The sequence below is a fragment of the Halospina denitrificans genome (genome assembly GCF_004364635.1).
GTDB classification, from domain to species: Bacteria; Pseudomonadota; Gammaproteobacteria; order Pseudomonadales; family Oleiphilaceae; genus Halospina; species Halospina denitrificans.
Genome location: NZ_SOAX01000001.1, coordinates 505,517 through 527,995, shown reverse-complemented (window position 1 = coordinate 527,995; position 22,479 = coordinate 505,517). Strand labels below are relative to the sequence as shown.

Sequence of the window (22,479 nt, the reverse complement as noted above, 5' to 3'; positions counted from 1 at the left end):
GCGCAGCCGTTCGGCTGCGCCCGAACCCCTCTCCTCTCAAGCAGACTGGAACAACCCCTTCCATCGGAGTATCGTGCGCGGATTCGGTAGCACGGGATTCACGATGTCTGAACGATTCTGGCAACAACCTTTACCCACTCCATCCGACACCCATTACCAGAGAGCCCTGGCGCGCCAGAGCACACTGACCAAACCTCCGGGATCGCTTGGGCGACTCGAGACTCTTGCCTGTTCGCTCTCTGCCCAGCAGCACCGGGACCAACCGGCTGTTGACCGGGTTCATATTGCGGTTTTCGCCGGCGACCATGGCATTGCCGCCGATGGCGTCTCGGCGTTTCCCCAGGAAGTGACCGCCCAGATGGTTGCGAACTTTGCCGCCGGGGGCGCTGCCATCAGTGTTCTGGCAAGGCAGCTGGGAGCGACGTTGGAAGTCCTCAACATGGGCGTGGCGCATCCATTGCCGGATTCCAGCGGCGTGACCGATGAATGGATTGCGCCGGGGACCGCCAACATCGCCAACAAACCGGCCATGAGCACGGAACAGCTGGAAAAGGCGCTCCACGCCGGGGACCGATCCGCAGCGCGCGCGGCGGAAGCCGGTGCTGAGCTGTTCGTTGGCGGCGACATGGGCATTGGCAACACCACCAGCGCCGCCGCCCTGGCCACCCTGCTCCTGGACGCCAGCGTTACGGATCTGGTGGGACCGGGAACCGGGCTGGACGCCGACGGCGTCTCACGCAAGGCGCGGTTCATTACCCGCTCCCTTGAGCGCCATGGGTCCAGCCGTGAGCCCTTTGAGGCGCTCGCCTCGCTGGGTGGCTTTGAGGTCGCGGCACTCGCCGGCGCCATGGTCGGCGCGGCACGACGTGGCATTCCCGTTCTGGTCGATGGCTTCATCGTCACGTCCGCCGCCCTGGCTGCCGTGCGATTGCGCCCTGACCTGGCGCCCTGGCTGCACTTCTCCCACCAGTCCCGTGAACCCGGCCACCGTTACCTGCTGGAGGCCTTGCAGGCCACGCCGGTGCTGGACCTGGATATGCGCCTGGGCGAAGGCAGCGGTGCCGCAGTGGCGGTTCCCGTATTACGCTCAGCCTGTGCCCTGCACAACGGCATGGCCACCTTTGATGAAGCAGGAGTCAGTGATGGGGGCGCTTGAAGGCACCCGGTTCGACCTGATCCGCCACGGCGAACCCGAGGGCGGCAAACGCTACCGGGGCACGCTGGACGACCCGCTCAGCGCCACGGGCTGGCAGCAGATGCGGGCGGCGGTGAGCGAGCAGGACCAGTGGGATGCGGTCCTCACCTCTCCCATGGCCCGGTGTCGACCCTTTGCGGAGCTCGTAGCCGAAGAGCGCGGCCTACCCCTGCACGTGGAGCCGGGTCTTCGGGAGATCAATTTCGGCGACTGGGAGGGTTTTACGGCGGCTGAGATCCGTGAAAGAACGCCCGGTGTGCTGGAAGCCTTCTGGAGTAACCCGGTGGCCCATGCGCCGCCCGGTGGCGAGGCGCTTCCGGATTTCCATCAGCGCGTCAGCAGCGCCATTCACCAGTGGCGTGAGTCACTGGAGGGGCAACGGGTACTGGTGGTCTGCCATGGCGGCGTTATCCGCATGGTCATGGCCGATGTGATGGGAACCCCGCTTGAGAAGGCCATGGGAGCGCTGATGGTGCCCTATGCCTGCCGCACCCGACTGCGCATGGACCGGCTCGGCGAGCAGTGGCTGAACTGCCTGGTATCCCACGGGCTCAGCTCGTAACAGCCTCGCCCTTCAACACGGTGGGCAGACCCGCCACGGACAGGATGACGTTGTCGCAGTGGCGGGCCAGGGCCTGGTTGAGCCAGCCCAGTTCGTCGCAGAACTGGCGGGTCATGGCGTCCATGCCGATTATTCCCAGCCCCACCTCGTTACTGACGATAACCACGGATCCCGGATAGCGCGCCAGCGCTTCAAGGAAGGCCTCCCGCTCCCGCGTCAGTGTTTCCTGCCCGGCCCCGAGCAGGTTGCCCAGCCAGAGGCTCATACAATCAATCAACAGGCAGGGCGCCTCGGCGTGATGGCGATCCAGGACACTGGCCAGCGCCAGGGGCTCCTCTTCCAGGCCCCAGTCATCCGGGCGGCGCTGCTGGTGCCGGGCAATGCGTTCCGCCATTTCGCCGTCACCGGCCGTGGCCGTGGCAACATAGAGCACGGGGCCATCGAGCCGACTGACTGTCGATTCCGCGAGGGCACTCTTGCCGGAGCGGATACCGCCCAGCACCAGGGTGTGGCTCATCGGGCACTCCGTTTGCTGTGACCCAGCGGCACCCAGAATGGGGTCTCATCGGAGCCGACCGATTTCAGGGGAACCCCGTAAAGCCGCTCCAGCCGGTCCTCGGTGAGCAGCGACTCAGACGGGCCCGCTTCCCACTCCCCGTCCGGGTACAGAAGCAGCAGACGGTCCGCGTACTGGCTTGCCAGGTTCACGTCATGCAGGGATACCATCACCAGCCTGCCATCCTCCGAGTAGTCATGGAAACGTTCCATCAGCGCCACCTCGTGGCGCACATCCAGGTGGTTCACCGGTTCGTCCAGCAGCAGCGTGTCCGGATCCTGGGCCAGGAGCGTGGCAATGGCAATACGGCGCTGCTCGCCCCCGGAGAGCTGATCGGCACGATGATCCGCCATGGTATCAAGGCCCGTCCAGGCCATGACCTGCTCGACCTTTTTCCGGTCCCGGCGGCGCAGGGAACGCCAGGGCGGGCGGTGGGCATAGCGGCCCGCGCTCACGGTTTCGCGCACCGAGTAGGGAAAGCCCACATCCACCTTCTGGAGCAGGAGCCCGATCCGCCGGGCAAGGACCTTTCGGGGGATGCGCTGCAGGTTCACCCCATCCAGAAAGACCTGCCCCTGGAGTGGCGGCAGCAGGCCGACCAGCGTCGCCATCAGGGTACTCTTGCCGGAACCGTTCTCCCCCAGGATTGCCCAGAACTCGCCGGAGCGGGCTTCCAGGCTCAGGGGCCGGCTCAGCATGCGATTGTTGTGGCCGAAACCGAGATTATCCAGTTGCAGGGATGCCATCAGCCCGAGGCCCTTGGTTGTCGAAGCAGGTACAGAAAGACGGGGACGCCAATGATGGCGGATAATACACCAACCGGCACCGTCCCCTGAAACAGGGGCAGGGCTGTAATGGCATTGAGTCCGATCATGTAGACACCCCCGGCAACAATGGAGGCCGGAATCAGGATGCGGTGTCGCGCGCCCACCACCATCCGCACCATGTGTGGAACCACCAGCCCCACGAAACCGATCGGGCCTGCCAGGGTCACGGCCAGGGCGGTAAGCACGGCGGCCATGATGTAGCACAGCAGCCGGACGCGGTGCACTTCCACGCCCAGCACCGCCGCCTGCTCGTCGCCGCGTACCAGCAGGTCCAGGGCCGGCGCCATGACCCAGCCGCCGCCCAGTGCCAGGACCAGTGCAAGCACACCCCACCAGGCCGAAACGGATCGCTCAAGGTCACCCATGAGCCAGAAGAGCATTTCCCGGACCGAGGAGGTCGGTTCCAGGGCAAGCAGGAAGGTTGTCAATGTACTCCAGCCAGCCGCCAGCACCACCCCCGTGAGCAGCAGGCGCTCCCGGGGAATGTGGTCGCCGCCCCCGACATAGAAAACAATGGCCAGCGACAGCAGGCACAGCAACAACGCCGACCCGGATATCCACCAGCCGCCCAGGCCCAGGAGCATGCAGACCAGTCCCGCCACGGCAGCACCGCCGGAGACGCCCAGCACATAGGGCTCCGCCAGCGGCGTGCGCAGCAGCACCTGCATCAGGACACCGGCCATGGCCAGCATGCCGCCCACGGCAAAACCGGCAAGGCCGTGGCTCAGCAGGGGCTCAGCTATCATCATCCTGGATGGAAAGGCTGTCCACGGAGCTGGAGAGTTCCTCGGCCGAGGACGCGTCGGCCCCGAGCTTGATCATCAGGCGCAGGTCGTTGGCGGAGTCCGCGTGGGCCAGCGCATCCTTGTAGGTGATCTTGCCATCCTCATAGAGGTGGTAGAGCGCCTGGTCGAAGGTCTGCATACCCAGCTCACCCGATTTGGTCATCAGCTCCTTGAGCTTGTCCACCTCGCCCTTGCGGACCATGTCCTGGGCCAGCGGGGTATTGATGAACACCTCGACGGCGGCCGCCCGCCCCTTGCCATCCGGCGTGGGAATCAGCTGCTGGGCAACAAGGGCCTTGAGGTTGAGCGAGAGGTCCATCCAGATCTGGTTGTGCACTTCCGGGTTATAGAAGTTGATGATCCGGTCCAGTGCCTGGTTGGCGTTGTTGGCGTGCAGCGTGGCCAGGCACAGGTGGCCGGTTTCCGCGAAGCTCACGGCGTAGCCCATGGTCTGGGCTGTTCGCACCTCGCCGATGAGGATGACGTCCGGAGCCTGGCGCAGGGTATTCTTCAGGGCGGTCTCGAAGGAGTCCGTGTCCACCCCCACCTCGCGCTGCGTGACGATGCAGCCCTGGTGCTGGTGGATGAATTCGATGGGATCCTCCACCGAGATGATGTGCCCCCGGCTGTTGCGGTTGCGGTGGCCGATCATTGCCGCCAGGGATGTGGACTTACCCGTGCCGGTGCCGCCCACGAAGATGATCAGGCCACGCTTGGTCATGGCCAGCTCACTGATAATATCCGGCAGGTCCAGATCCTCCAGTTTCGGGATCTCCGTCTCGATCCGGCGCAGCACCATGCCGCAGAGGTTGCGCTGGAAAAAGGCGCTGACACGGAAACGCCCGATTCCCCGGGCACTGAGTGCGTAGTTGCACTCGTGGTTCTCGTCGAATTCCCGGGCCTGCTTCTCCGTCATGGAGCCATAGACGAATTCCCGGGCCTGTTCCGGCGTCAGCGCGTTCTTGGTGATCGGGACGATGCGACCGTTGATCTTCACACTGGGCGGCACGCCCGTGGTAATGAACAGATCCGAGCCGTTCTTGTCGACGACAACCTTAAGCAGTTTTTCAAGTTCCATGATGGTTCTCCCACCCTGTCAGAATTTATCCGGCATCTTGGCCTTGGCCTGGGCTTCCTCGCGGCTGATTGAGCCCTTCTGGAGCAGGGTCTTCAGATGCTGGTCCAGGGTCTGCATGCCCAGCTGGCCGCCGGTCTGGATGGCCGAGTACATCTGCGCGACCTTGTCCTCGCGGATCAGGTTCCGGATGGCCGAGTTGCCGATCATGATTTCGTGCGCCGCCACCCGGCCGCCGCCGCTCTTTTTCAACAGCGCCTGAGAGATTACCGCCTGCAGCGACTCCGACAGCATCGAGCGCACCATGGACTTTTCATCCGCGGGGAAGACGTCCACAACCCGGTCGATGGTCTTGGCGGCAGAGGTGGTGTGCAGTGTGCCGAATACCAGGTGGCCGGTCTCGGCGGCGGTCAGGGCAAGGCGGATGGTTTCCAGGTCCCGCAGCTCGCCGACCAGGATGATGTCCGGGTCCTCACGCAGGGCGGAACGCAGGGATTCGTTGAAGCCCAGGGTGTCGCGGTGGATCTCCCGCTGGTTCACCAGGCACTTCTTGGAGTCGTGCACGAATTCGATGGGATCCTCGATGGTGAGGATGTGCTCGTAGCGCGTTTCGTTGATGTAGTCGATCATCGCCGCCAGGGTCGTGGACTTACCGGAACCGGTTGGGCCGGTAACCAGGACCAGGCCGCGCGGGTTGGAGGAGATGTCCTTGAACACCTGCCCCATGCCCAGGTCGTCCATGGTCAGGACCTTGGAGGGGATGGTCCGGAAGACGGCGCCGGAGCCGCGGTTCTGGTTGAAGACGTTGACACGGAAGCGGGCAACGCCGGGGACTTCGAAGGAGAAGTCGGTTTCCAGGAATTCTTCGTAATCCTTGCGCTGCTTGTCATTCATGATGTCATAAATGAGCCCGTGGACTTCCTTGTGCTCCATGGGCGGGAGGTTGATCCGGCGGACGTCGCCGTCGACGCGGATCATGGGGGGGAGGCCGGCCGACAGGTGGAGGTCGGAGGCTCCCTGTTTGGCGGAGAATGCAAGCAGTTCGGTTATATCCATGGCGTCCTCGGGGGTTCTTCTGACTCACAAGATTGTTGCTTTCGTGCGGGGAGGGGTCTGGGTGTTCTATCCGGGAAACGCTATAAACACTTTTCAGCTACGCTATCCTGCTTCGCTGAAAAGTCCAGGGTTTACATCCTTGTAAACCCGTTTGCGCTCCATCGCGCAAACCCATGTGCGCTGCGCTTCGGCCATCCAGGGCCTCAGAGCTTCCCGGATAGAACACCCAGACCCCTCCCTCGGGCTACGAGTTACCTCTACCGGGTTCGGGCTCGTAGGTGTCTATACCTTGGTTTTTGCCGGGGCAGGCGTTACTTTTGTAGGCCGTTTACATCCCCGGTAGGACCAATGATCAGCATAGCAGAGAACCTCGAAAAGACAGCCCGGCGGATTCGGGAAGCGGCGAAAGAAGCCGAGCGGGATCCGGATGGTGTCCAGTTGTTGGCGGTTTCCAAGAAGAAGCCGGCCAGTGCCATTCGTGAGGCGGCCGAGTGTGGGCAGTTGGCGTTTGGGGAGAATTACGTTCAGGAAGCGCTGGAGAAGATGGAGGCGCTTAAGGATCTGCCGGATCTTGAGTGGCATTACATCGGGCCTATCCAGTCGAACAAGACGCGGGTTATTGCGGAGCACTTTGACTGGGTGCACAGCGTGGACCGGCTGAAGGTGGCGCAGCGGTTGAGTGAGCAGCGGCCGGAGGAAATGGGGCCGCTGAATCTGTGTCTGCAGGTGAATATTGACGAGGCACCGACCAAATCCGGGGTTGCGCCCGAGTCGACACTGGAACTGGCCCGGGCGGTAGCAGCACTGCCCCGATGCCGCCTGCGCGGGCTCATGGCCATACCCGATCCGAGCAATGATCCGGAGGTGCAGCGCCGGCGTTTCCGCGAACTGGCTTCCCTGCTGGCGGAGCTGCGCCGGGGAATGGATAATGGGGGGCTCGACACGCTTTCAATGGGGATGTCCGGCGATCTGGAAGCCGCCATCGCCGAAGGTGCGACCATTGTCCGCCTTGGCACCGCCCTCTTCGGGGCACGGGATTAGGAGCTCAGCACCATGCAGAACGACCAGGACCAGCCCGCGATTTGCTTCATCGGCGCCGGCAACATGGCGCGCGCCATACTCGGCGGCCTTGTCGCCAACGGCTACAATCCCGAGAAAATCTGGGCCAGCGCCCCTGAAGACAGCCACCTCCAGGGCCTGCGCGACGATTTCGGCATCTACACCACCACCGACAACCGCCACTGCGCCAGCCAGGCGGATATCCTGGTCCTGGCCGTCAAACCCCAGATCATGGCCGAGGCCTGCAAGGACATCATCAGCGTCGTCCAGAACACCCGCCCGCTCGCTGTCTCCATCGCCGCCGGCCTCGACACCGCCACCATCGCCGAATGGCTCGGCGGCGGAGTCCCCGTGGTGCGCTGCATGCCCAACACCCCGTCCCTCGTCGGCCAGGGCGCCGCCGCCCTCTACGCAACCGATGAAGTAAATGACACCCAGCGCACCGCCGTCACCAACATCTTCGAAAGCATCGGCCTCGCCGTCTGGCTCGAGGACGAAAACCAGATGCACGCCGTAACCGCCCTGTCCGGCAGCGGCCCGGCCTACTGCTTCATGCTCCTGGAATCCCTCGAAAACGCCGCAGTCGAAGCCGGCCTCCCAGCCGAAACCGCCCGCCAACTGGCCATCCAGACCATGGGCGGCGCCGCAAAAATGGCCGCCGACAGCGACGACGACCCGGCCCAACTCCGCCGCAACGTGATGTCCCCCGGCGGCACCACCGAACAGGCCATCGAAACCTTCGAATCCGGCGGCCTGCGCGAACTGGTGAGCAAGGCGTACAATGCGGCGAAAAAGCGCTCGGCGGAACTCTCGGAACAACTGAAAAAGGCGCTATAATTGCGCAGGTTAGACGCAGCACGAAACCAGAGGGGAAGCGGGTAATGCTATACGGGAAGCTCCGGAGCCATGGATGGCGGAGGGCAGCGTACATGGATGTATTCATAGCGGTTCCCGTATAGCATTACCCGCTTCCCCTCGTCCTGGTTGCACCAACACAGACAACTTAAAGCCCCTTTGAGGAGAACCCCGAATTATGGGTACCGAAATCCTGGTCTCCACCCTGCAGATGCTCTCAGCGTTCTACCTCACCATCGTAGTCCTGCGCTTCCTGTTCCAACTCTGCCAGGTGGATTACTTCAACCCCATCAGCCAGTTCATCGCCAAAGCCACCAACCCCGTCACCCAGCCGATCCGAACCGTCGTTCCCCCGGTCCGCCGCTTCGACTTCGCATCGCTGATCTTCGCCGTCCTCTTCCAGGCCCTGATGTACGTCATCATCCTGTCCATCGCCGGCTACGGCTTCACCCCCGCCGTGCTGCTCTGGGGCGTGCTCAAGGTCGCGAGCCTGATCATCAACATCTACTTCTTCGCCATCATCGCCATGATCGTCATCAGCTGGATCGCCCCCGGCAACAGCCACCCCGGCATCCAGCTCATCCACCAGATCACCGAACCTGTCATGGCACCGTTCCGCGGCCTGCTGCCGCCCATGGGCGGCCTCGACCTGTCGCCCATCCTCGTCTTTCTGGTACTGAACATGGTCATGGTGGTCATGCGGCATCTGGAAACTGCCGCCGGGATGCCGTTCTAGCATCAACCCGGTTAAAAACGGATACATAACTGCGCAGGGATGTAACAAGCCCTGCGGCCGCGTGCGGTCTATACTCCCGTAAAATTCCGTCAAACCGTGCCGAGACAGCGCGCCAGGGCACCCGGATACTTGCCATGCCAGATGCAATAACCCTGACCGGACAGGTCGAGGCCTACCACCGCTGGAAGAAGGAACTGGTCCGGAACATTACCCAGTACCGGCGCTGGCTTGAAGTCAACGAACTACTCTCGGACGATGTGGCGCAGCACCTGCAGCGCAGTATCCGGCTGCTGGTCGAGGACGAGCTCACTATTGCCTTCGTGGGTGAGTACTCACGGGGCAAGACGGAATTGATCAACTCGCTGTTCTTTGCCAGCCATGGCCAGCGCCTGCTGCCCTCGGAGGCGGGCCGAACGACCATGTGCCCAACCGAACTCTTCTTTGATCGCCATACCCGCTCCAACTACCTGCGTCTTCTTCCCATTGAAACCCGGGCCGAAAACGCCTCCCTGCAACAGCTGCGTCACCGGCCCGAAGCCTGGGAGGTGGTTGAGCTGAACCCGGAAGACACCGAAAGCACGGCCGCCACGCTGGCCCGGGTCGCGGAAGTAACCAGTGTGACCCGCGAACACGCGTCGGACCTCGGGTTCAACGAGCAGATGCTGGACCCGGACCCCGAGTCCCCGGACCGGGTACTGGTCCCGGCCTGGCGACACGCCATGATCAGCGTGCAGCACCCGACACTTGAACGCGGACTTCGCATCCTGGATACGCCCGGCCTCAACGCCCTGGGGTCCGAGCCGGAACTGACCGTATCCATGCTGCCCTCCTCCCAGGCCGTGCTGTTTCTGCTGAGTGCCGATGCCGGGGTGACTGCCAGCGATATGACCATCTGGAACGAGTACATTGATACCCGTGACGCGGACCATCGCGCGGGCCGATTTGCAGTGCTGAACAAGATCGATGTGCTCTGGGATGACCTCAACGGCGAAGACCATACGGATGCCGCCATCGAACGCATCCGCCAGACCACGGCGCGTCAGCTGTCAATCGCACCCGAGGACGTGATGCCGGTGTCCGCCAAGCAAGGGCTGATGGCGCGCGTGCGCGACGACGAGGAGCTGAGACGGCGCAGCGGCCTGTCCGAACTCGAGGCACTGATCAGTGACCGCATCCTCACCCGCAAGGAGCAGCTGATCAGTGGCGACCTGGTTGCCGACCTCACGCACATGCTCAGGGATAACCAGTCCGCCCTGGAAAACCAGAAGGCATCCCTGGCCGAGGAGATGGACGCGCTCGAAGCTCACAGAACCGACCGCACCGCGCTGGCCGAGCTGGCGGAGCGCACGCGCAGGGACTACGACTACTACACGCGCAAGCTCATCACCCTGCGTTCCAGCCGCCGGCTGATGGAATCCCAGGGGGAGGTGCTCGAGGAGATCATCAACCTTGAGCGGTTCGACGAGCACTGCGCCACCACCCGTGAAAAGCTTGAATCGAGCTGGACCACGGCGGGACTGAACAACACCATGAACGGCTTCTTCCGGGTGCTGGAGAACGATTTCAACAACCTGATGACCGAGGGGCGACGGGCCGAAAAGATGGTCAACTCCATCTACCGGCGTTATAACGAGGAAACCACCGGCCATAATCTGGAGCCGGTCCCCCTGAGGCTGGGCAGGCACCTGATTGCCCTGCGGGACCTGCGCTCGCGCGCCGACCGCTTCCGTCGCAACCCGAGGACGCTGCTCCTGGAACAGCGCCGGCTGATTCACCAGTTTTTCACCACCATCGTGAGCGAAGCGCGCCACATCATGGAAAAGACCCTGGAAGACATTCTCCGCTGGCCCCGTGAGGCCCTGCTGCCAGTACTTCAGCACACCCAGCAGCAGAAACAGCGACTCGAACGACAGTTCAGCCGCCTGCGCGAGATGACAGACGATGAGAAGCAGGTCCGTGAACAGCGTAAACAGCTTCGCCAGGCCCTGGAAACCATGGAGCAACAGCTGCGGATCGCCCACAAGCTGGAACGGCGCATCGGTGAGCCCACTTCCGACCTGCTCAAGGCGGAACAGGCGGCCCGGTGATAGCCGGTTGCAAGTTGCCTTAGGCCGTTCCCCTCGATACACTGCCCTGCCTGACCGGGCCTGCAACGCAACAGGCAGGGCCTCTTGGAAGACTGACACGCAACACCACCCAGGACGTTATTCGCATCAATGGCTGCTGATTATCAAGCCGCCGACTCGGTTGGCATCGTTGAACCCCGGACGCTTCATTTCCAGGAGCCGGTACGCCTTGAAGGCGGCCACACGCTTCCCGAATTTGATCTCGTCGTTGAGACCTATGGGGAACTGAACGCCGAGGCGGACAATGCCGTACTGGTCTGTCACGCCCTGAGCGGCCACCATCATGCGGCCGGCTTCCACTCTGCGGAGGATCGCAAGCCGGGCTGGTGGGATGCCTGCATCGGCCCCGGCAAGCCCATTGATACCAACCGCTTCTTTGTGGTCAGCCTCAACAACATCGGTGGCTGCCACGGCAGCACAGGCCCAGCGTCAACAAACCCCGATACCGGACGCCCCTACGGCCCCGACTTTCCGGTGGTGACCGTGCGCGACTGGGTCAAGACCCAGGCCAGACTGGCGGACCGGCTGGGCATTGAGCAGTGGGCCGCCGTCATCGGTGGCTCTCTCGGGGGGATGCAGGCGCTCGACTGGGCCATCCACTACCCGGAGCGACTGCGCCATGCCGTCGTCATTGCGGCAACGCCGCGCCTCACGGCCCAGAACATCGCGTTCAACGAAGTCTCCCGCAAGGCCATCACCTCGGATCCGGCGTTCCATGACGGCCGTTACCTTGAACACGACACCAGCCCCCAGCGTGGCCTGATGCTGGCCCGGATGGTAGGACACATCACCTATCTGTCGGATGTGTCCATGGGCGAAAAGTTCGGGCGCGAACTGCGGGATCACGCCTACCACTATGGCTTTGATGCGGAGTTCCAGGTGGAGAGCTACCTCCAGTATCAGGGGGAGCGGTTCTCGGAAAACTTCGACGCCAATACCTATCTGCTGATGACCCGGTCGCTGGATTACTTCGACCCGGCCCGCGAGTTCGGCAACGACCTGAGCCGAGCCATGGCCGAGGCCCGGTGCCGCTTCCTGGTACTGTCCTTCAGTTCCGACTGGCGCTTTGCCCCCGAGCATTCGGAAAAAATCGTCAACGCCCTGGTGGATGCCCGACGCGACGTAAGCTACGCGGAGATCCATTCCAACTGGGGCCACGACGCCTTCCTGGTGCCCAACGAGCGCTATCTGCGCCTGTTCCGGGCCTATATGAACCGTGTGGCGGAGGAGCCTCGTCATGCGCGCTGACCTGAAACTGATTGAACCCTGGATTGCCAACGGATCGCGTGTCCTTGACCTGGGCTGTGGTGACGGCACCCTGCTGGACTACCTCCAGCGCGAGAAGGGCGTGACCGGCTATGGCCTGGAGATCAACCCGGAATACATCGAGGAATGTGTGCGCCGGGGCGTGAACGTGGTCGAGCAGGACCTGGACGAGGACCGCCTGGGCAACTTCCGGGACCAGACCTTTGACACCGTGGTCATGACCCAGGCCCTGCAGGCGGTACGCCGCCCCGACCGGGCGCTGACGGAAATGCTGCGCCTGGGCCGCGAAGGCATCGTCACCTTTCCCAACTTCGGCTACTGGCGGCTGCGCCTCTACCAGATGTGGTCCGGACGCATGCCCATGTCCAGTACCCTGCCGCACACGTGGTACAATACGCCCAATATTCACCTGTGTACGGTGCGCGATTTCGAAGCGCTCTGCCAGGAACATCGGATCCGTATCCAGAGCCGTACCGTAGTGGATAATGCACACCGCTCGCGCTGGTACAACCGGCTCTGGCCCAACCTGCTCGGTCAGATAGCCGTATACCGCGTGACCCGTTAACGACCGGAGGTCCCCATGGCGGCCAGACAACAGCTCCAGAAACTGCTGTTCGCATTCCTTTCCCTGCTGGTGGCAACCGGAGCCAGCGCCGAGGGCAAGACGGAATTCGACGACTTCATCGTCTACCACTCCGCAATTCCGTCGACCTTCATCAGCGCCGAGATGGCCGAGGAGTACGACCTGGTGCGCAGCCGCTCCATGGGGCTGCTGAATGTGTCCGTCCACAGGCGGAACGCCAACGGGAAGGCTCAGCCGGACGCGGTTGGCGCCCGCATCGAAGGCCAGATGACCAACAGCGTCCAGCAGACCGAATCACTGTCCTTCCAGCGCGTGCGTGAAGGCGATGCCATCTACTACCTGGCGCAGTTCCAGTACCGGGAGGGCAAGAACCTGGTTTTCGAGATCGACGCCACCCCCCAGGGCAGCGGCGATCCCCTGTCAGTGCGCTTCTCCAGGGAGCTCTACAATGAGTGAGGCGCGCAACTGGGTGCTTGCCAGCAACAACAAGGGCAAGATCGCCGAGTTCAACCGCATGCTCGCCCCCTGGAACATCACTGTCAGCGCCCAGGGTGATCTGGGCGTCGATTCTCCGGAAGAAACCGCCTGCACCTTCGTGGAGAACGCCCTCATCAAGGCGCGTCATGCCAGCCGGATCACCGGGCTGCCGGCGCTGGCGGATGATTCCGGCCTTGCGGTGGACGCGCTCAACGGCGCCCCGGGAGTCTGGTCCGCGCGTTACGCTGGCGTGGACGGGGATGACGAAGCCAACAACCGCAAGCTGCTGGAGGCTCTCGCCGGGATTGCCGACGAGCAGCGAACGGCGCGCTTCCACTGCCTTCTCGTTCTTATGCGCCATCCCCAGGACCCGATCCCGATGATCTGTGACGGCCAGTGGGAAGGACGGATTGCCGCCGCACCCAGCGGTACCCAGGGATTCGGCTACGACCCGCTGTTCTTCGTGCCGTCCGAGAACGCCACTGCGGCTGAGCTGCCGGCGGATCGCAAGGCCGAGCTCAGCCACCGGGGCCGCGCCCTGGCCCAGCTCAAGGCCCGCCTCAGTGACGCACGCCTCTGAAGGCCTTCAGGCGCCACCGCTGGGCCTCTACCTGCACACGCCCTGGTGCGTGCGAAAGTGCCCCTATTGCGACTTCAATTCGCACACCGCCCCGACCACTATTCCAGAGAACGATTATCTCAGTGCGCTGATCGAGGACCTGGATGCGGACCGGGACGAGCTGGATGGCCGCCCCCTCCAGAGCCTTTTTATTGGCGGCGGCACACCTTCCCTGATGAGTGCCTCCTTCTACGAGCGTTTCCTGGATGCCCTGTCCCGGCGGGTGGACCTGAGCCAGCTTGACGAGATCACGCTGGAAGCCAACCCGGGAACCGTTGAAGAGGCCCGCTTCCGGGATTTCCGGCGGGTCGGCATCAATCGCCTGTCGCTGGGGGTGCAGAGTTTTGACCCCGGCCACCTGACCCGCTTGGGGCGCATACACGATGACTCGGACGCCCGGCGCGGCGTGACCACGGCCATGGATGCCGGCTTCGACCGCATCAACCTGGACCTGATGCACGGACTCCCGGGCCAGACCCCGGAGCAGGCCGTCAGCGACCTTGAAACCGCCCTGGCCTTCAACACCGGCCATGTGTCCTGGTACCAGCTGACCATTGAACCCAATACCGCCTTCTATTCAGACCCGCCGCCCCTGCCGGATGACGACACCCTGGCCTCTATCCAGGAACAGGGCGAGGCGGTGCTTTACGGCGCCGGGCTTCAACGGTATGAGATCTCGGCCTGGGGCCGACCGGGCGAAGAGTGCCGGCACAATCTCAATTACTGGCGTTTCGGGGATTACCTGGCCCTCGGTGCCGGGGCTCACGGCAAGGTAACGCGGAGCGGGTCAGGCAGGGTCCGCCGCTACTGGAAAACCCGCCAGCCCGGGGATTACATCAACCGGATCGGGTCGCGCACGGCCGGGCGGAGTGAACTCGAAGCCCAGGACCTGGTGCTGGAATTCATGCTGAATGCCCTTCGCCTGAGCGAGGGGGTGCCCGCCTCTTTCTTCCAGGCACGAACGGGCTTACCCTTGTCACGGATTGAGGATCAACTGCGGCAACTCCGGGCTCACGGCCTGCTTGCGGATACCCCGGACCAACTGGTCGCGACGGAGCGTGGCCGCTGCTACCTGAACGAGGTTCTGGAGGCCTTTGTCCCATGAAACTCTTTGGTGTTGAACACCGGCCCTGGTCACCGGAACTGCGCTGGCTGGCGTTTCTCACCGGCGCGGCGCTGGTTCTGGTCATGCTTATCAACCAGTACCTGGCGATACCGGAAGCCCCCCAGATCATCACCAGTTATGAAATCGCCGATGACCCGGAGGTCGCCGAAGCCATCCACCAGGAATGGGAGCGCCAGGCCGGCATCTGGCCCCAGGTGAGTCTCTGGGTGGACTTCGCATTCATCGGACTCTATGCGCTCTTTCTGGTGAAGCTGGCCAACCATTTCCTGTATGACCGGCCCGGGGTGCGGGAACAGAAAGCGGGGAAGGTGGCGAAGGTACTCCTGGTTATTGGCGCGGCCGGGGACGCGGCTGAAAATGCCTGCCTGCTGATGGCCATTCACCAGCCGGAATCCGAATTCTGGCCGCCCGCTACCGCCATCGCCACTCTGGTCAAGTTCACGGGGCTTCTGCTCGGCGGCGCGTCGCTACTGGTGGTTCGTGCCGCCCGGCGCCATCCGCTTCATCCCCGCGAGGGACATCACTGACGCTCGAAGAGCATATCGGCAACCCGGTGCCCGCGTAGTTCACCGCGCTTTTCAAACTTCGTCAGCGGGCGATCTGACGGGCGCTCCATGGCGCCGCCATCAGGTGCCAGGTTACGGAAGCCCTCGGCCTCTCCCATCACTTCCTGGATGTGCTCCGCATAGGGTTCCCAGTCCGTGGCGATATGCAGTATTCCCCCGGGTCGCAGGTACCCATGCAGTTTGCGGATAAAGTCCGGTTGGATAAGCCGCCGTTTGTGATGCTTCTTCTTGGGCCATGGGTCGGGGAAGAGGATCAGGATGCGGTCCAGGCTACCGGCGGAAATGGCCGTCTCAAGCACGTCGATCGCATCCGCCCGGTAGATGCGGATGTTGTCCAGACCGCGCGCCTCCATCTCCATCAGAAGCGCACCACAACCGGGTTGATGGACCTCGACGCCGATAAAATCCTGATCCGGCGCCTGCTCCGCCATTTCCGCCAGGGATTGGCCCATTCCGAAACCAATCTCAAGGTTCAGGGGCGCGCGACGACCGAAGACCGCCTCCTGGTCCAGCTGTCCCTGATCCAGTGAAAGCCCGAACTGCGGCCAGAGACGATCCCAGGCCCGCTCCTGCCCACGCGTCATGCGCCCGGCACGCAGCACGAAACTGCGTATCGGCCGCTCCTTGCTGCGCGCCAGATCATTGTTGGAATCGCTCATCGGGTCTCCACCGCTGGGTTGCTGGTGGCCGAATTATCCGGATTCAGCGCGCGACTGCAATCGGTAACCCAGCGCCTCCACCAGGTGCGGCTTCTCGACAGAAGCCGCACCGGCCAGATCGGCAATGGTACGCCCTACCCTCAGAACCCGATGGAGGGCCCGTGCGGAGAGGCCCAGTCGGGACATGGCCTGTTCCAGAACCTGCTCCCCGGCTTCATCAATGGCGCAGGCACTGTGCAGCGCTTCCCCGGCCAGGTGTGCATTCAAGGCGCCGCGCTCTGACTGACGCTCACGGATGCGTTGTACCCGCTCGCGCACCGTCTCACTATCCACCTCCCCCCTTTCCGGGCGCAACAGTGCCTTCCCCTCCTGGACAGGCACGCCCACGTGCATGTCGAAACGATCCAGCAGTGGACCCGAGAGCCGGCTCTGATACTTCAGGATCTGGTTGGGCGCGCACTGGCAGGGAATGCTCGGATGCCCCTGGTAGCCGCAGGGGCACGGGTTCATGGCGCCGATGACCTGGAATTGTGCCGGGTAGGTGACACGCCGGGTCGCTCGCGAGATGACAATCTCGCCGGATTCCATGGGCTCGCGCAGCACTTCCAGTACACGGCGGTCGAACTCGGGCAGTTCATCCAGGAACAGGACGCCGTGATGGGCCAGCGAGATCTCGCCCGGTTTGGGGCTGCTGCCCCCACCCACAAGCGCCACCGCCGAGGCCGTATGATGGGGCGCCCGATAGGGTGGCCGGCGCCAGCCATTGGTGGCGCGGAACTGCCCGGCCACGGAATGGACCGAAGCGACCTCAAGGGCGGTCCCGTCCGTCAGCGGAGGCAGTATCCCCGGGAGCCGGCTGGCAAGCATGCTCTTGCCGGTTCCCGGAGGTCCGTGAAAGAGCAGATTGTGGCCCCCGGAGGCGGCAATCTCGAGTGCCCGCTTCGGGATATGCTGCCCCTGGACATCGGCCAGGTCCGGACCAGTTGCCCCGTCCTGATCGCCGGTAGAGGTTGGCGGTACCGGAGCAAGGCGTTGCTCGCCCCGTAAATGGGCACAGACCGCGAGAAGGTGATCCGCCGCAAAGGTATCATCCCGGCTGGCAAGGCCGGCCTCCTCGGCATTCGCCGAAGGCACCAGAATGGTGCGCCCTTCCGAACGCGCTGCCATTACAGCGGGCAGAACCCCCTGAAGCGCCCGCAAACCACCGTCCAGAGCAAGCTCGCCGAGGAATTCCATGGTCGTTACCGTCTCCGCCTCAAGTTGCCCGGACGCGACGAGGATCCCCATGGCAATGGGCAGATCGAAACGACTGCCCTCCTTGGGAAGATCGGCCGGAGCGAGGTTGATGATGATGCGGCGTGCCGGGAACTCAAAGCCACTGTTCAGCAGCGCGCTGCGGACACGGTCCTTGCTTTCACGCACGGCTGTTTCCGGCATGCCGACAATGGACAGCGAAGGCAGGCCTCCGGAGAGGTGGGTCTCCACGGTGACGGATGGGGCTTCAATGCCCACGCGCGCCCGCGTGTGGATAATCGCGAAACTCATGATAACAATCCCTGTTGGCGTAACGTCCTGACTGGCGGCGGATTACTGGTTCAGGCGATTCTCCAGTTCCGTCACCCGCGTCTCAAGGGCCTCCACTTTTTCCCGGGTTTTTGCCAGCACTGCGGCCTGGGTATCGAACTCATCCCGGGTGACCAGGTCCAGTCGGTCCAGCACCGAGGCCACGGCCATGCGTGCATGCTGTTCCAGATCGTCCCGCGCCACCTTTGCCATATCGGGCATGAACTGATCGAACTGGCCGCGCAGCTCCGAGAAAAGATCCTGGGGTTTCTTTGGCATAATCCCGCTCCTTAATGATTCCGGATAAATGCTACCACAGCTGCGGAATCCTCGTATCCCGAGCTAGAGCCCAACACGAATGCCCTTTAATGGATCACTCAGGATCTGAATGCGCTACAATGGGGCAACATAAGCGGCCGCACACTGCTTATTCTTTACTAAGTGACTGTTTTTAAGTGCATTTTTGCGTTGGCACAGGGCGTGCAAAGGCCTGACCAGTGTCCGCACAACCTGGTGCGGGCCAATTATGCACCCCGATCAAGGTCGCCACTCCCAGTACCGCTGGGCCGGCAACGAAAGGAGAAACCCATGAAACTTGTGACAGCGATTATTAAGCCGTTCAAGCTTGATGACGTGCGCGAAGCCCTGTCTGAAATCGGTGTACAGGGTGTCACCGTCACGGAAGTCAAAGGCTTCGGCCGGCAGAAAGGACACACCGAGCTCTACCGCGGTGCGGAATACGTGGTGGATTTCCTGCCCAAGGTGAAGATCGAAATCGCCATCAGCGAAAAGCTGCTGGATCAGGTCATCGAATCCATTTCGAAGGCCGCCAACACCGGCAAGATCGGTGACGGCAAGATTTTCGTGACCGAGCTTGAACAGGCAGTCCGGATTCGGACCGGTGAAACCGGCGAAGAGGCGGTGTAACACTCTCGCCGATGCACTGAACGGTCAACGTAACTCTATTCACTTTACAACAGCCTTGTGCGGAGGGCTGATTTATGGAAAACACAGTTGTTGAACTCCAGTTTGCGCTGGATACGTTTTACTTCCTGATCTGCGGCGCGTTCGTCATGTGGATGGCGGCCGGCTTCACGATGCTGGAGTCCGGTCTCGTACGCGCCAAAAACACCGTTGAAATCCTGACCAAGAACGTTGGTCTGTACTCCATCGCCTGCATCATGTACCTGGTCTGCGGTTACGCGATCATGTACGACGGCGGCATCTTCCTCTCCGGAATCACGGATTCAGGCTTCAAGGAAGGCATGGCCGAGGGCAGCTCCACCTACGCCCCGTCAGCTGACTTCTTCTTCCAGGTCGTGTTCGTGGCCACAGCGATGTCCATCGTCTCCGGTGCCGTTGCTGAGCGCATGAAGCTCTGGTCGTTCTTCGCCTTTGCTGTCGTGCTGACCGGCTTCATCTACCCGCTTGAGGGTTCCTGGACCTGGAACGGCGCCTCTGTATTCGGCATGTACACGCTGGGCGACCTCGGCTTCTCTGACTTTGCCGGTTCCGGCATCGTGCACATGGCAGGCGCAGCAGCGGCTCTCGCCGGTGTCATCCTGCTCGGCCCGCGTAAGGGCAAGTACGGTGCGAATGGCGAAATCCGGGCGATCCCGGGTGCCAATCTGCCGCTGGCCACACTGGGTACCTTCATCCTCTGGATGGGCTGGTTCGGCTTCAACGGTGGTTCGGTTCTCGCCACAGCCACCGTCGATTCGGCAAACTCCGTGGCCATCGTGTTCCTGAACACCAACACGGCCGCTGCCGGTGGTGCCATTGCAGCACTGATCCTCTCACGGATCATGTTCGGCAAGGCCGACCTGACCATGCTTCTGAACGGCGCGCTGGCCGGCCTGGTGGCGATCACAGCCGAGCCTTCCACGCCGACCCCACTGGAGGCAACCATCTTCGGCGCGCTTGGTGGTCTGCTGGTTGTGTTCTCGATCGTTGCCCTGGATAAGCTGCGCATCGACGACCCGGTTGGCGCCATCTCGGTCCACGGTACCGTTGGCCTGCTCGGCCTGCTGCTGGTGCCGATCACCAACGGCGACGTCAGCTTCAGCGGCCAGATCATCGGCGCACTGACCATCTTCGTCTGGGTCTTCGTGGCGAGCCTGGTCGTCTGGGGCATCCTCAAGGCCACTGTCGGCATTCGCGTCAGCGAAGAGCTGGAGTACGAGGGAATGGACCTGGCCGAGTGCGGCATGGAAGCGTATCCCGAGTTCGAAGGCAACGGCTGATTCAAACGGGATTAAAGGAAGAGGCGCCTGCGGGCGCCTCTTTTTTTGCTACCCGATCGCCCCTTCAACAATCCTGACCAGGGTTTGCCTGCGGCTGCGTGGAACCGGGAGCAGCTCATAGTAGTCCGCCGGGTCATGTACCCGGGTTCCGCTGAAACCGAGCCGGCCAAAACAGCTCCGGATTTCCTCGTCGTTGCGGAAATGGAAACTCACCGTGCTGTCACTCAGCCTGCCAAGCAGCAACGCCAGACGTTGGACGGTGGCGCTGAAAACGCCGGATTCGGGAAGGTAGTAGGTTTCCATCAGGTAGCGACTACCGGGAAATCGATCGCCCAGTGCCGCCAGACGCTGCCAGAAGGGTTCCATGTCGGCGAGCGTGAAGTAGCTGGTCAGCCCCTCGGTGATGATTACCAGTGGCTCGCCCTCCCGGAAGTTGTTGGACACGACCGTCTCCAGTGCCCGCTCCCCATCGCTGTGAAAGACATCCAGGGGGAGAACCCGGTGACGATCGCCCAGACAGCCCGCCGCCTCCAGTTCCCTGCGCTTACGCTGCGCCATGCCCGGGATATCGGTCTCCACATAGGTGACTTGCGGGAAACGCTTCCGGAACCGGTAACCCCGGGGCGACATACCACTGGCAATCTCGAGCACCTGGCTGACACCGGCCTCACGAATCAGCTGCTCCAGAAGATGATCCATCAGCAGGTGTCGCTGGACCAGAACCACGCGCAGGTTGTTCCCGCCCAGCCACCGGCTGGCCGATTCGAAGGGCGTCATGGCGTGATAGAGGCCGGCTCCCGAGCGGGTGGACAGGAACCTCGGGGAGAGTCCGTTGCGATACCAGACCTCCCCGGTATAGAGGCCCGTGAAGCTGATGGAGGCGGTGTCCCTGGAATCCGTCAAGCTGGTGCTCCCGGTGATCAGTTCGGGTCAGATATAGCAGCCATTACTCCCTGAAAACAACCTGGCGCCGTAAGGAGGCGGGCAGCTAACCTCTGAGTCGCTGTCGTGCAGAATCTTCCATGATGGGTCTGTTCTCCTCGGGTGGGTCGGCTATCATTACCCCGAGAAACCTCAATATTCCAAGGAACTGATTTGAATGGCACGCATCCACTGGCCCCTGTTGCTGCTTTTGCTGGCGGCCGTCTCAGCCTCTGCGGACATCTATAAGTCGGTCGACGAAGACGGCAACGTCAGCTTTTCCGATTCCGCCACGGATCATTCGAATCCGGAAAAGGTGGAAATGTCAGGGCTTAACAGCATCCAGAGCCCGGAAACCCGCACTGGCGATGAGCTCATCGAGCACCTCTCCCCGGATGACGGGTCCGTGGTCATGTACAGCGCCTCCTGGTGTGGGGTCTGTGATAAAGCCAGGGACTATTTCGTGAACAACGACATCCCGTTCAGGGAATACGATGTTGAGGAAAGGGGGCGGGGGAAGCACGATTACCGCAAGCTGGACGCGGACGGCGTCCCGGTCATCCTCCATGACGACCAGCGGCTGGATGGCTTCTCCGCGGGCTCCTTCGAGGCCATGTACCGGGACTGACGCTCAGCCCTCTCCCCCAAGCGGATGGTCCTCGCCGATCATTTCCTGCAGAAAAGGCGGGAGCGCCATGGCGGCGGCATGCACATCGGCGGTGTAGTAGCGCGTGGGGAACGGCTTTTCCTGGGCATCCGCCTCGCGGAAATATTCCGGGGGCGTGGTCTTGCCCGCCAGGGTGCAGCTCCACCAGCCCGTGGGATAGACCGGCTGGGGAAAGAGCAGCGTCTTGGTGTGCTCATAGCCGGCGCCGCGCATGTCCTCATGGGCCTTGCGGATGATGGATTTCGACTCGTCCATCAGCGGTGACTCGGTCTGCTGCACCAGAAGGCCGCTCTCGCCCAGGGCCATGAAGCAGTCCCGGTAGAAATCCCGGGTAAAGAGACCTTCCGCGGGGCCCACCGGATCAGTGCTGTCCACGATGATGATATCGAAATAACCGGGGTCCGTATCCTGGACCCACTTGATGCCATCCCCGAAGAAGAAGTTCGCGCGCGGATCCGTATTGGCGGTGCAGAGTTCCGGGAACCAGGTTTCGGAAAGGCGCGTGACCCGCTCGTCGATCTCCGCCTGCCAGACCTCCTCGATGTCCGGATGCCGCAGCACCTCCTGCAGTGTTCCACAGTCGCCACCGCCTATGATGGCCACGCGTTTCGGATTGCGGTGCGTAAACAGCACCGGATGTGCCATCATCTCGTGGTAGAGAAAGTTGTCCCGTCCCGAGAGCATCACACAGCCGTCAATGGCCATCAGGTTGCCGAAGGTCTCGGTCTCGTAGATGCTGATGGTCTGGTAGGGCGTGGTCTCCTCATGGAGTTTATTGCGAATCCGCAGGGAAAAGGCGATGGATTCCTCCGCGTAGATCTCGGTAAACCAGTTATCGTCAAGGCCGGTCATCGTGCGCTCCTGGCTGATGGGCAGTGGCCGTATTGTAGGATGAACGGGCATCACACAGAAGGCTGTTCCACATTCTTTCCGGGCCTTACAATTGCCCCGGGAGCC

Annotated in this window: 25 protein-coding genes; 15 read left to right on the top strand and 10 right to left on the bottom strand. The window is 62.6% G+C overall.

Going from position 1 to position 22,479, the window contains the following annotated elements:
- Positions 1-103 precede the first annotated feature (103 nt).
- Positions 104-1,156, top strand: a complete 1,053-nt coding sequence (cobT, locus tag DES49_RS02505) for a nicotinate-nucleotide--dimethylbenzimidazole phosphoribosyltransferase (RefSeq protein ID WP_133734791.1) — start codon at positions 104-106, stop codon at positions 1,154-1,156.
- Positions 1,143-1,757, top strand: a complete 615-nt coding sequence (locus DES49_RS02500) for a histidine phosphatase family protein (RefSeq protein ID WP_133734790.1) — start codon at positions 1,143-1,145, stop codon at positions 1,755-1,757. Before cobT ends, DES49_RS02500 begins: the two co-directional genes overlap by 14 nt.
- On the opposite strand, the gene cobU is transcribed toward DES49_RS02500, so the two are convergent.
- Genes cobU through DES49_RS02475 form a run of 5 tightly spaced genes read right to left on the bottom strand, consistent with a single transcriptional unit; the run spans position 1,747 to position 6,056 of the window.
- Complete coding sequence (cobU, locus tag DES49_RS02495; RefSeq protein WP_133734789.1) at positions 1,747-2,274, bottom strand: bifunctional adenosylcobinamide kinase/adenosylcobinamide-phosphate guanylyltransferase; 528 nt, start codon at positions 2,272-2,274, stop codon at positions 1,747-1,749. The genes DES49_RS02500 and cobU overlap by 11 nt on opposite strands.
- A complete protein-coding gene (locus tag DES49_RS02490) occupies positions 2,271-3,059 on the bottom strand; it encodes an ABC transporter ATP-binding protein (RefSeq protein ID WP_133734788.1) in 789 nt (262 codons plus the stop codon). The genes cobU and DES49_RS02490 overlap by 4 nt, the downstream gene beginning before the upstream one ends.
- A complete protein-coding gene (locus DES49_RS02485) occupies positions 3,059-3,886 on the bottom strand; it encodes a FecCD family ABC transporter permease (protein ID WP_166645963.1) in 828 nt (275 codons plus the stop codon). Before DES49_RS02485 ends, DES49_RS02490 begins: the two co-directional genes overlap by 1 nt.
- On the bottom strand, positions 3,876-5,003 hold the full coding sequence (locus tag DES49_RS02480; protein WP_133734786.1) for a PilT/PilU family type 4a pilus ATPase: 1,128 nt from the start codon (positions 5,001-5,003) through the stop codon (positions 3,876-3,878). The genes DES49_RS02485 and DES49_RS02480 overlap by 11 nt, the downstream gene beginning before the upstream one ends.
- Before the next feature lie 18 nt (positions 5,004-5,021).
- A complete protein-coding gene (locus tag DES49_RS02475) occupies positions 5,022-6,056 on the bottom strand; it encodes a type IV pilus twitching motility protein PilT (RefSeq protein ID WP_133734785.1) in 1,035 nt (344 codons plus the stop codon).
- A gap of 348 nt (positions 6,057-6,404) precedes the next feature.
- Between DES49_RS02475 and DES49_RS02470 the strand changes: the two genes are divergently transcribed.
- The 10 genes from DES49_RS02470 to DES49_RS02425 all read left to right on the top strand — a co-directional run bounded on the left by DES49_RS02470 (position 6,405) and on the right by DES49_RS02425 (position 15,430).
- Positions 6,405-7,097, top strand: a complete 693-nt coding sequence (locus tag DES49_RS02470; protein ID WP_133734784.1) for a YggS family pyridoxal phosphate-dependent enzyme — start codon at positions 6,405-6,407, stop codon at positions 7,095-7,097.
- 12 nt (positions 7,098-7,109) lie between these two features.
- Positions 7,110-7,952 (top strand): pyrroline-5-carboxylate reductase, encoded by an 843-nt coding sequence (proC, locus tag DES49_RS02465; RefSeq protein ID WP_133734783.1) that lies wholly within the window; start codon positions 7,110-7,112, stop codon positions 7,950-7,952.
- A 196-nt stretch (positions 7,953-8,148) separates the two neighbouring features.
- A complete protein-coding gene (locus DES49_RS02460) occupies positions 8,149-8,706 on the top strand; it encodes a YggT family protein (protein ID WP_133734782.1) in 558 nt (185 codons plus the stop codon).
- A gap of 134 nt (positions 8,707-8,840) precedes the next feature.
- Entirely contained in the window at positions 8,841-10,793 is a 1,953-nt protein-coding gene (locus DES49_RS02455) for a dynamin family protein (RefSeq protein ID WP_133734781.1), read from the top strand.
- A gap of 129 nt (positions 10,794-10,922) precedes the next feature.
- Positions 10,923-12,080: a homoserine O-succinyltransferase MetX gene (gene metX, locus DES49_RS02450; protein ID WP_133734780.1), complete on the top strand. Its 1,158-nt coding sequence runs from the start codon at positions 10,923-10,925 to the stop codon at positions 12,078-12,080.
- Positions 12,070-12,663 carry a methionine biosynthesis protein MetW gene (metW, locus tag DES49_RS02445; protein WP_133734779.1) on the top strand — a complete coding sequence of 198 codons (594 nt, stop codon included), beginning with the start codon at positions 12,070-12,072 and terminating at the stop codon, positions 12,661-12,663. The genes metX and metW overlap by 11 nt, the downstream gene beginning before the upstream one ends.
- A 15-nt stretch (positions 12,664-12,678) precedes the next feature.
- Complete coding sequence (locus DES49_RS02440) at positions 12,679-13,137, top strand: DUF4426 domain-containing protein (RefSeq protein WP_133734778.1); 459 nt, start codon at positions 12,679-12,681, stop codon at positions 13,135-13,137.
- Complete coding sequence (gene rdgB, locus DES49_RS02435; protein WP_133734777.1) at positions 13,130-13,738, top strand: RdgB/HAM1 family non-canonical purine NTP pyrophosphatase; 609 nt, start codon at positions 13,130-13,132, stop codon at positions 13,736-13,738. Before DES49_RS02440 ends, rdgB begins: the two co-directional genes overlap by 8 nt.
- On the top strand, positions 13,722-14,882 hold the full coding sequence (hemW, locus tag DES49_RS02430; RefSeq protein ID WP_243864827.1) for a radical SAM family heme chaperone HemW: 1,161 nt from the start codon (positions 13,722-13,724) through the stop codon (positions 14,880-14,882). Before rdgB ends, hemW begins: the two co-directional genes overlap by 17 nt.
- Positions 14,879-15,430: a hypothetical protein gene (locus DES49_RS02425; protein ID WP_133734776.1), complete on the top strand. Its 552-nt coding sequence runs from the start codon at positions 14,879-14,881 to the stop codon at positions 15,428-15,430. Before hemW ends, DES49_RS02425 begins: the two co-directional genes overlap by 4 nt.
- On the opposite strand, the gene trmB is transcribed toward DES49_RS02425, so the two are convergent.
- The 3 genes from trmB to DES49_RS02410 are packed head-to-tail and all read right to left on the bottom strand — an operon-like array spanning position 15,424 to position 17,970.
- On the bottom strand, positions 15,424-16,128 hold the full coding sequence (trmB, locus tag DES49_RS02420) for a tRNA (guanosine(46)-N7)-methyltransferase TrmB (RefSeq protein ID WP_133734775.1): 705 nt from the start codon (positions 16,126-16,128) through the stop codon (positions 15,424-15,426). The two genes, DES49_RS02425 and trmB, sit on opposite strands and share 7 nt — an antisense overlap.
- Before the next feature lie 33 nt (positions 16,129-16,161).
- Entirely contained in the window at positions 16,162-17,673 is a 1,512-nt protein-coding gene (locus DES49_RS02415; RefSeq protein ID WP_133734774.1) for a YifB family Mg chelatase-like AAA ATPase, read from the bottom strand.
- 42 nt (positions 17,674-17,715) lie between these two features.
- The gene (locus DES49_RS02410; protein WP_133734773.1) at positions 17,716-17,970 is read right to left on the bottom strand and encodes an accessory factor UbiK family protein; all 255 of its coding nucleotides are present in this window, start codon (positions 17,968-17,970) and stop codon (positions 17,716-17,718) included.
- Positions 17,971-18,279: 309 nt separating this feature from the next.
- Between DES49_RS02410 and glnK the strand changes: the two genes are divergently transcribed.
- Complete coding sequence (gene glnK, locus DES49_RS02405) at positions 18,280-18,618, top strand: P-II family nitrogen regulator (protein ID WP_133734772.1); 339 nt, start codon at positions 18,280-18,282, stop codon at positions 18,616-18,618.
- Between the two features lie 74 nt (positions 18,619-18,692).
- Positions 18,693-19,934, top strand: a complete 1,242-nt coding sequence (locus DES49_RS02400) for an ammonium transporter (RefSeq protein WP_133734771.1) — start codon at positions 18,693-18,695, stop codon at positions 19,932-19,934.
- A gap of 48 nt (positions 19,935-19,982) precedes the next feature.
- Here DES49_RS02400 and DES49_RS02395 read toward each other — a convergent pair whose 3' ends face one another.
- Positions 19,983-20,837, bottom strand: coding sequence for a class I SAM-dependent methyltransferase (locus DES49_RS02395; protein WP_133734770.1), 855 nt, complete (start codon positions 20,835-20,837; stop codon positions 19,983-19,985).
- Between the two features lie 196 nt (positions 20,838-21,033).
- Here DES49_RS02395 and DES49_RS02390 point away from each other — a divergent pair, with 196 nt between their 5' ends.
- Entirely contained in the window at positions 21,034-21,483 is a 450-nt protein-coding gene (locus DES49_RS02390; protein ID WP_133734769.1) for a DUF4124 domain-containing protein, read from the top strand.
- Between the two features lie 3 nt (positions 21,484-21,486).
- On the opposite strand, the gene speE is transcribed toward DES49_RS02390, so the two are convergent.
- Positions 21,487-22,374, bottom strand: coding sequence for a polyamine aminopropyltransferase (gene speE / locus DES49_RS02385; RefSeq protein WP_133734768.1), 888 nt, complete (start codon positions 22,372-22,374; stop codon positions 21,487-21,489).
- Positions 22,375-22,479: the final 105 nt, after the last annotated feature.

Bases quoted from the DNA above. Each gene is read 5' to 3' on its own strand.
- cobT (WP_133734791.1), top strand. From the start codon at position 104: ATGTCTGAACGATTCTGGCAACAACCTTTACCCACTCCATCCGACACC.
- DES49_RS02500 (WP_133734790.1), top strand. From the start codon at position 1,143: ATGGGGGCGCTTGAAGGCACCCGGTTCGACCTGATCCGCCACGGCGAA.
- cobU (WP_133734789.1), bottom strand. From the start codon at position 2,274: ATGAGCCACACCCTGGTGCTGGGCGGTATCCGCTCCGGCAAGAGTGCC.
- DES49_RS02490 (WP_133734788.1), bottom strand. From the start codon at position 3,059: ATGGCATCCCTGCAACTGGATAATCTCGGTTTCGGCCACAACAATCGC.
- DES49_RS02485 (WP_166645963.1), bottom strand. From the start codon at position 3,886: ATGATAGCTGAGCCCCTGCTGAGCCACGGCCTTGCCGGTTTTGCCGTG.
- DES49_RS02480 (WP_133734786.1), bottom strand. From the start codon at position 5,003: ATGGAACTTGAAAAACTGCTTAAGGTTGTCGTCGACAAGAACGGCTCG.
- DES49_RS02475 (WP_133734785.1), bottom strand. From the start codon at position 6,056: ATGGATATAACCGAACTGCTTGCATTCTCCGCCAAACAGGGAGCCTCC.
- DES49_RS02470 (WP_133734784.1), top strand. From the start codon at position 6,405: ATGATCAGCATAGCAGAGAACCTCGAAAAGACAGCCCGGCGGATTCGG.
- proC (WP_133734783.1), top strand. From the start codon at position 7,110: ATGCAGAACGACCAGGACCAGCCCGCGATTTGCTTCATCGGCGCCGGC.
- DES49_RS02460 (WP_133734782.1), top strand. From the start codon at position 8,149: ATGGGTACCGAAATCCTGGTCTCCACCCTGCAGATGCTCTCAGCGTTC.
- DES49_RS02455 (WP_133734781.1), top strand. From the start codon at position 8,841: ATGCCAGATGCAATAACCCTGACCGGACAGGTCGAGGCCTACCACCGC.
- metX (WP_133734780.1), top strand. From the start codon at position 10,923: ATGGCTGCTGATTATCAAGCCGCCGACTCGGTTGGCATCGTTGAACCC.
- metW (WP_133734779.1), top strand. From the start codon at position 12,070: ATGCGCGCTGACCTGAAACTGATTGAACCCTGGATTGCCAACGGATCG.
- DES49_RS02440 (WP_133734778.1), top strand. From the start codon at position 12,679: ATGGCGGCCAGACAACAGCTCCAGAAACTGCTGTTCGCATTCCTTTCC.
- rdgB (WP_133734777.1), top strand. From the start codon at position 13,130: ATGAGTGAGGCGCGCAACTGGGTGCTTGCCAGCAACAACAAGGGCAAG.
- DES49_RS02425 (WP_133734776.1), top strand. From the start codon at position 14,879: ATGAAACTCTTTGGTGTTGAACACCGGCCCTGGTCACCGGAACTGCGC.
- trmB (WP_133734775.1), bottom strand. From the start codon at position 16,128: ATGAGCGATTCCAACAATGATCTGGCGCGCAGCAAGGAGCGGCCGATA.
- DES49_RS02415 (WP_133734774.1), bottom strand. From the start codon at position 17,673: ATGAGTTTCGCGATTATCCACACGCGGGCGCGCGTGGGCATTGAAGCC.
- DES49_RS02410 (WP_133734773.1), bottom strand. From the start codon at position 17,970: ATGCCAAAGAAACCCCAGGATCTTTTCTCGGAGCTGCGCGGCCAGTTC.
- glnK (WP_133734772.1), top strand. From the start codon at position 18,280: ATGAAACTTGTGACAGCGATTATTAAGCCGTTCAAGCTTGATGACGTG.
- DES49_RS02400 (WP_133734771.1), top strand. From the start codon at position 18,693: ATGGAAAACACAGTTGTTGAACTCCAGTTTGCGCTGGATACGTTTTAC.
- DES49_RS02390 (WP_133734769.1), top strand. From the start codon at position 21,034: ATGGCACGCATCCACTGGCCCCTGTTGCTGCTTTTGCTGGCGGCCGTC.
- speE (WP_133734768.1), bottom strand. From the start codon at position 22,374: ATGACCGGCCTTGACGATAACTGGTTTACCGAGATCTACGCGGAGGAA.